Annotated in this window: 1 protein-coding gene; it reads right to left on the bottom strand. The window is 68.5% G+C overall.

Annotated elements, in window-relative coordinates; all coding sequences use genetic code 11:
* Positions 1 to 429 (bottom strand): HAMP domain-containing protein (locus XH81_RS04740; RefSeq protein ID WP_271596008.1); only part of this gene is annotated, 429 nt, incomplete at both ends.

Raw genomic sequence — 429 nt, 5'->3', positions numbered from 1 at the left:
GCCGAGAGCTCTTCCGTCGCGGTGGCAACCGACTGCATGTTGGAGGACGCCTGCTCGGAGACGCCGGCGACCTGGCTCGACAGGCTCTGGGTGGTCTCGGCGGTGCGGGTCAGCGTGGAGGCCGCCGATTCCAGCTGCACGGCCGAGGCCGAGACGTTGGAGACGATGGCGCCGACCGCGCTCTCGAAATCGTCGGCGAAGCGGATCAGCTCGGAGCGGCGGGCAGCGCTCGCCTCCCTGTTCTGGGCTTCGCTGGCGGCGGCATCGCGCTCGGCTTTTGCCACGGCTTGAACCTTGAACTCCTCGACCGCACCGGCCATCTCGCCGATCTCGTCCTTGCGGCCGAGACCCGGCAGCACCACGTCGAAATTGCCCGAGGCCAGCTCACGCATCGCCTTGCACATCGCGATCATCGGACGCGAGATGCCG

This window comes from Bradyrhizobium sp. CCBAU 25360, from assembly GCF_028128695.1.
In the GTDB taxonomy this organism is placed as follows: domain Bacteria; phylum Pseudomonadota; class Alphaproteobacteria; order Rhizobiales; family Xanthobacteraceae; genus Bradyrhizobium; species Bradyrhizobium ottawaense.
Note: the sequence above shows the minus strand (reverse complement) of the source record. Positions and strands in the feature narration are given on the sequence as shown.